At 56.9% G+C, this 5365-nt stretch carries 6 protein-coding genes; 4 read left to right on the top strand and 2 right to left on the bottom strand.

Annotated elements, in window-relative coordinates; all coding sequences use genetic code 11:
• Positions 1-656: 656 nt before the first annotated feature.
• Entirely contained in the window at positions 657-1262 is a 606-nt protein-coding gene (locus C0Z16_RS36660) for an LOG family protein (RefSeq protein WP_102636810.1), read from the bottom strand.
• On the bottom strand, positions 1240-1878 hold the full coding sequence (locus tag C0Z16_RS36655; RefSeq protein ID WP_102636809.1) for an FMN-dependent NADH-azoreductase: 639 nt from the start codon (positions 1876-1878) through the stop codon (positions 1240-1242). The genes C0Z16_RS36660 and C0Z16_RS36655 overlap by 23 nt, the downstream gene beginning before the upstream one ends.
• A 283-nt stretch (positions 1879-2161) precedes the next feature.
• Between C0Z16_RS36655 and pdxR the strand changes: the two genes are divergently transcribed.
• The 4 genes from pdxR (at position 2162) to C0Z16_RS36635 (ending at position 5278) form a co-directional block, all read left to right on the top strand.
• Positions 2162-3583 carry a MocR-like pyridoxine biosynthesis transcription factor PdxR gene (pdxR, locus tag C0Z16_RS36650; protein ID WP_102636811.1) on the top strand — a complete coding sequence of 474 codons (1422 nt, stop codon included), beginning with the start codon at positions 2162-2164 and terminating at the stop codon, positions 3581-3583.
• Positions 3584-3704: 121 nt separating this feature from the next.
• Positions 3705-4163 carry a carboxymuconolactone decarboxylase family protein gene (locus C0Z16_RS36645; RefSeq protein WP_102636808.1) on the top strand — a complete coding sequence of 153 codons (459 nt, stop codon included), beginning with the start codon at positions 3705-3707 and terminating at the stop codon, positions 4161-4163.
• Between the two features lie 29 nt (positions 4164-4192).
• Entirely contained in the window at positions 4193-4504 is a 312-nt protein-coding gene (locus tag C0Z16_RS36640) for a DMT family transporter (protein ID WP_035942530.1), read from the top strand.
• A gap of 183 nt (positions 4505-4687) precedes the next feature.
• On the top strand, positions 4688-5278 hold the full coding sequence (locus C0Z16_RS36635) for an isochorismatase family cysteine hydrolase (protein WP_102636807.1): 591 nt from the start codon (positions 4688-4690) through the stop codon (positions 5276-5278).
• Positions 5279-5365: the final 87 nt, after the last annotated feature.

Below are 5365 nucleotides of genomic sequence, written 5' to 3'. Positions count from 1 at the left end.
CGATTCCGGCGACTGGCGCGAGATTACGAACGCCTGCCCGAAACATTGGCCGGCCTACACTTCGTTGTCTTCGCCATGCTCATGCTTGTACATGTCGCACAGACTATTCAAGTTCCTAACACCCTCTAGGCGCAGCTGCGCGCTGACGCAGCGAATCGAAAGGAGTACCAAGGAGAGTTGACGTGATAATGAAGCGCATATTCAGTCTGATGCTGCTGCTGGCGATCGTGGCAACCATGGCGGGTTGCGCGTCGCTAAAATGCATTCCGACGTGCTGACTGATGGCCGTGGACGACACGCCGTCGGCGAGGCTGGCTGCACATGTTGAACGACCGTTATTGGAAAATCTGGAGGGCAGTTTAGGGTCGCGTGCTGTCGATCGCAACCGTGCGAGGGTCGGGGGGCGTACGCCGATTGCATAAGGCAGTGGTCGGCCATGAACGGCCGTTCGAGGTCGTCGTCCAGTTTATATGCCCGGGGTCTCATAGCCCCTTGCTCAACGACCGCTTTGCGGCGAGCGAATCACGGGTGATACTGCCTCGATCCGGCCACAAGCGGTCGTACAGTTCCTCCGCTCTTAGGTCATGCGAGTGCCTCTTCGAGACTCGTAAGCGGCCATCCGATCATATTCATGATGTAGATGACGGTCTCATCAGCTAAATCCATTTGGGTACATCGATACGTGGCTGGCGACGTAACGACTCAATCAATTCGTTTGGGTCGCTATGGATAGCGATGGATTCGCGATGTGCGAAAGGCAGAAATCTCTGCTCAACCATGTGATCGATGAAACCCATGAAGGGCATGAAGAAGTTCGCAGTGTTCAACAGACCCAAAGGCTTGTCGATTTCCTGCAACTGGTTCATCGTCCAGGCTTCCATCACTTCTTCAATCGTTCCGATTCCTCCGGGCAGTGCAATGAATGCGTCAGCAAGCTCGACCATCCGCTCCTTGCGCTTTCTTAGCGTGGATGCGATCTCGCAATGAGTTAGAGCCGAATGCGAATGGCCGCGCCGATGCAGGCTTTCTGTGATGACGCCGTGCACCTGGCCTCCCGCCGATATTGCCGCATCGGCTACAGCACCCATCAATCCTTTGGTCGTCCCGCCATACACTACCTTTATGCCCGCACCTGCCAAGGCCAGGCCGAGCTTGCGCGCGTCCTGTGCGTATTGTTCAGAAGCACCGAAGTTCGAGCCGCAAAAAACGGCGATAGCGTTGATTGTGCGCGACGGCGTTTCAGTCGAGGTTTTCGCTGGCATGCTGAAGCTCAAGAGAGTTGAAATGGGACGTGAGCGCTTGATCGGCCACGCGACGGGCGAGTTCCACGGACTCCGCACGTGCGCCAGTCCCTTCTACTGAGAAGAAGAGCAGATTGTTGAGTCCGATCGACGCCAGAACGGCCTTCAGATAGGGCGTCAGGAAATCAGGCTGATGAGCGCTCGTTCCGGAAAAGCGTCCGCCGGACGCTACCGCGATGTACACAGGTCGATCGTGCAGCATGCCCTTCTTGCCCGAGGTTGCCATGGTGAACGTCCGTCGCGCACGAACCACATGATCGATCCACGCCTTAAGGGAGGACGGCACGCTGAGATTGTGCATGGGCGTTCCGATGACAACCACGTCCGCCCGCTCAAGCTCCGCGATCAACTGGTCGGACATGGCGGACGACCCCTTTCCGTAGGGTCCCGCATCGTTTGAATGCTGCATGAACGCATAGTCCGCATCGACGTGCGGTAGCGCTCCATCACCAAGTCTGCGGACGACCAGTTCGGCCTTGGGATTTCTTTGAAAAAGCATCTCGACGATTTTCCTCGAAAGCCTTTGACTCTCTGAGGACTCTCCCCGGGCACTGAATGTGAGATGCAGGATGTTCATCTATGTGGCTCCCAAAGTTCCGTTTCAAGGCAGCGGTGCTGTGTTCTTCTGATGCGCCTGGATCGCTTGATGAAGGCGTCGCGTGGGAATACTCTAACGAGGGGATGGTTCAACTAACAGAACCAAGAATTGAGTTTTCGTATAGACCATGATGACGACATCGAAATGAATAGCGGACAATGCCGAAGCGGCAGACCAAACTCTCATTGCTGCGAGCAGCATGAAACGCCTGTTTCGCATGCCTTGGTTCAATCCTTTTCCAGACGCGCAAACGCGACCGCTCATGGTCAAATTGAAAACATCCATTGTTTCGCCGCTCGACCCGACCGCAGAAACTCCGCTCTATCGCCAGATCTATGAGCGTCTTGTGTCGGTCATCGCGGATGGCACGCTCAAGCCCGGCGACCGAATACCCTCCGCGCGCGCCCTGACGACCGAACTGGGTCTGGCCCGGGGCACGGTGAATACTGCGTATGAGCTATTGGCCGCCGAAGGGTACGTCGTCTCGCGAGGTCAGGCGGGAACCATCGTGACGCCCGGCCTCCGGGCGCGGATTCCAACACGCGAAGTGCAGCCGAAGTTGAGGGCCGCGCCAGACCCGCCCAGCTTCCGTCCCGATTCCATCTTGCCGTTTCAGATGGGCTTGCCCGCACTTGACATGTTTCCCCGAAAGATTTGGGCCCGGCTGGGCGCGAACCGTATTCGTGCGACGCAAGCGTTCGACATGGTTCACCCGCCAGTGTGTGGCCTGGAGGAGCTGCGCGCGGCTATCGCGACATACGTTCACGTCTCGCGCGGCATCAAGTGCGCCCCAAGGCAGGTGTTCGTAACATCAGGCTATCGTCACTCGATCGAACTCATCTCTCACGCGCTTTTCAACGCGGGCGATCAGGTGTGGTACGAAAATCCGGGATACCCGCCGACCCGGCAGTTGATGGGTATGCTGAATCTGAACGGAGTTCCCATTCCGGTGGACGAAGAAGGGATCGATGTTGCCCGCGGCATCGAACTCGCACCGCGCGCGCGGGCGGTGATCGTGACTCCCGCCCATCAAAGCCCCTTATGCGTAACACTTTCGTTGCCCCGCCGGCTAGCCCTGCTGGAATGGGCTGCGCAAAACAAGGGATGGATTATCGAAGATGACTACGATGGCGAGTATCGCTATATCAGCCGGCCCTTGCCAGCGCTGAAAAGCCTGGATGGAAACGGAAGAGTTCTTTATGCAGGCACTTTCAGCAAGGTGCTGATGCCGAGCCTTCGACTCGCGTATCTTGTCGTCCCCGGAACGCTCGTCCAACGCTTCGAGCAGGTCTTTCACACGCTTGGCACAGGCACGTCCCACCTCGTTCAGGCGATGGTGGCATCTTTCATGAGAGAGGGGCACTTTGCGCGGCATATTCAGCGAATGCGCAGGCTATATGCCGAACGACGCGATGCAACGGTCGCGGGTCTGGAAAGTGCACTGGGCAACTACGTGGACATTGATGCGCAACCAGGCGGCATGCATTTGATCTTGCGCTTACGCTGCCGCCGGTCAGACCGACGGCTCGTTGCGAGTATGGGTGAAAACGGCCTGTACGCCGAAGCACTTTCGGATTGGGGCGAGGGACGACAAGTCGGATCGGCGCTGCTCGTCGGGTTCACGAACGTTGACAGTCAGGCAACCGCAGCGCAACTCGGCAAGCGAATCCTGGCGCTGATGTGACCGGTTCGACTCATGCGCCAAGAATCATGGCATAGCGCGGATGCAAGTTCATGGTCCTTTTGAACTGGACCAAGGTGAGACAAGATGAAGCCTCTTAAACGATCAATCAGAGAGGTTCTTCATGACACAACGCATCAACTACAGCAAGGCGTCGCCGGACGCGTATCGGGCGTTCGGTGAAGTACATTCGATACTTCAGAAATGCGGCCTTGCGAAGGAACTGGTCAACCTCGTGTACCTGCGCGTCTCGCAGATCAATGGCTGTGCTTTCTGTATCGATATGCACACGCGAGACCTGAAGAAGCTCGGGGTATCGGAGGAAAAGCTCACCCTTCTGCAGGTCTGGCGCGACGCCGGCACGCTGTTCAGCGCGCGCGAGAAAGCAGCGATCGCCTGGGCGGAAACGGTCACGCGGGTGGCTGAAACACACGCTCCCGATGAAGATTACCAGGCGGTGGCGGCCGAATTCGATAACAAGGAACTCGCTGACCTCACCTATGCGATCAGCTCGATGAACGCCTTCAATCGTCTGGGGATCGCCTTCCGCACCGCTCCGGCTGCGGCATACGCGAAAGCCTGACATCGCTCATATCGTACGGAGTTTCACTGATGGCATGGCTACTACTTGGCCTGGCGGGCGTGCTTGAGATCGCTTTCGCCTTTGCGATGAAGGCTTCAGACGGCTTCACGCGACTGACGCCTGGGCTGCTGACGGTCGCGACGGGGCTGTCGAGCGTCGTTCTGCTTTCCGTGGCACTTCGTACGGTGCCGGTCGGGACCGGTTACGCCGTGTGGACCGGAATCGGGGCGGCGGGTACGGCAATCCTTGGCATCGCTTTGCTCGGAGATTCGGCCGCACCGTTGCGGGTGTTTTTCATTCTGCTGATTCTCGGTGGCGTGATCGGACTCAAGTTTGCATGAGCGCGCTCGATACGCCTGTGACCGCCGACCTGACGAAAGTCGGATCAATTTCTTGGACACAGGATTTCTCAAGACTCTTGTAAAAAAGCAGCGGCCATAAGGATTGCGCACTAAATCTATTTTTTGGAAGTGCCGGAGTCGCCTCTGGCCAGTTCGGCTCGCAGTTCAACAGCGGAGATTTCGATGACCAGCTATGACCCCAAGATCACAGCAGTTCTTTGCGTGGATCTGTACAACGACTTTCTGAGTGATGGAGGCAAGCTATTTCCGTGGATCAAGGACATCGCCGAAGAGAACAAAATGGTCGACAACCTTGAGACGATCGTACGAACGGCGCGTAACTCTGGCGTCACGATTTTTCACGTGCCGCACCATTGTTGGGAGTCGGGTGACTACGTGAACTGGAAATATCCGTCGCCTTACCAGCTTGGTGCCGCTGAGCGCCAAGCCTTTGCAAAGGGAACATGGGGCGGTACGTTTCACGACGAATTTCAAGTGCAGCCAGGGGACATTGTTGCGACTGAGCACTGGGCATCCAGCGGCTTTCCAAATACCGATCTGGATCAACTGCTTAAGAGGAACTACAAGGAAAAGATCATCCTGATTGGACTGCTTGCGAACACCTGCCTTGAAGCGACGGACCGCATCGGGATGGAACTTGGCTATCACGTAACTCTCGTTCGGGATGCGACCTCTGCGCGTTCACATGAAGCACTTCGCGCTGCCATGGATATTATTGAGACTTCCATAATTCATGACGTCACCACAGCGTAGCCTGCATCCAGCAAGCGGCAATGATCGAAGGCCGCTTTTGAGCGCTCTTGAGCTTGTTGCGGGCGCTCGCGTGCAGTTCGCCGAGAT

The sequence above is a fragment of the Paraburkholderia rhynchosiae genome, from assembly GCF_002879865.1.
Lineage (GTDB): Bacteria > Pseudomonadota > Gammaproteobacteria > Burkholderiales > Burkholderiaceae > Paraburkholderia > Paraburkholderia rhynchosiae.
Note: the sequence above shows the minus strand (reverse complement) of the source record. Positions and strands in the feature narration are given on the sequence as shown.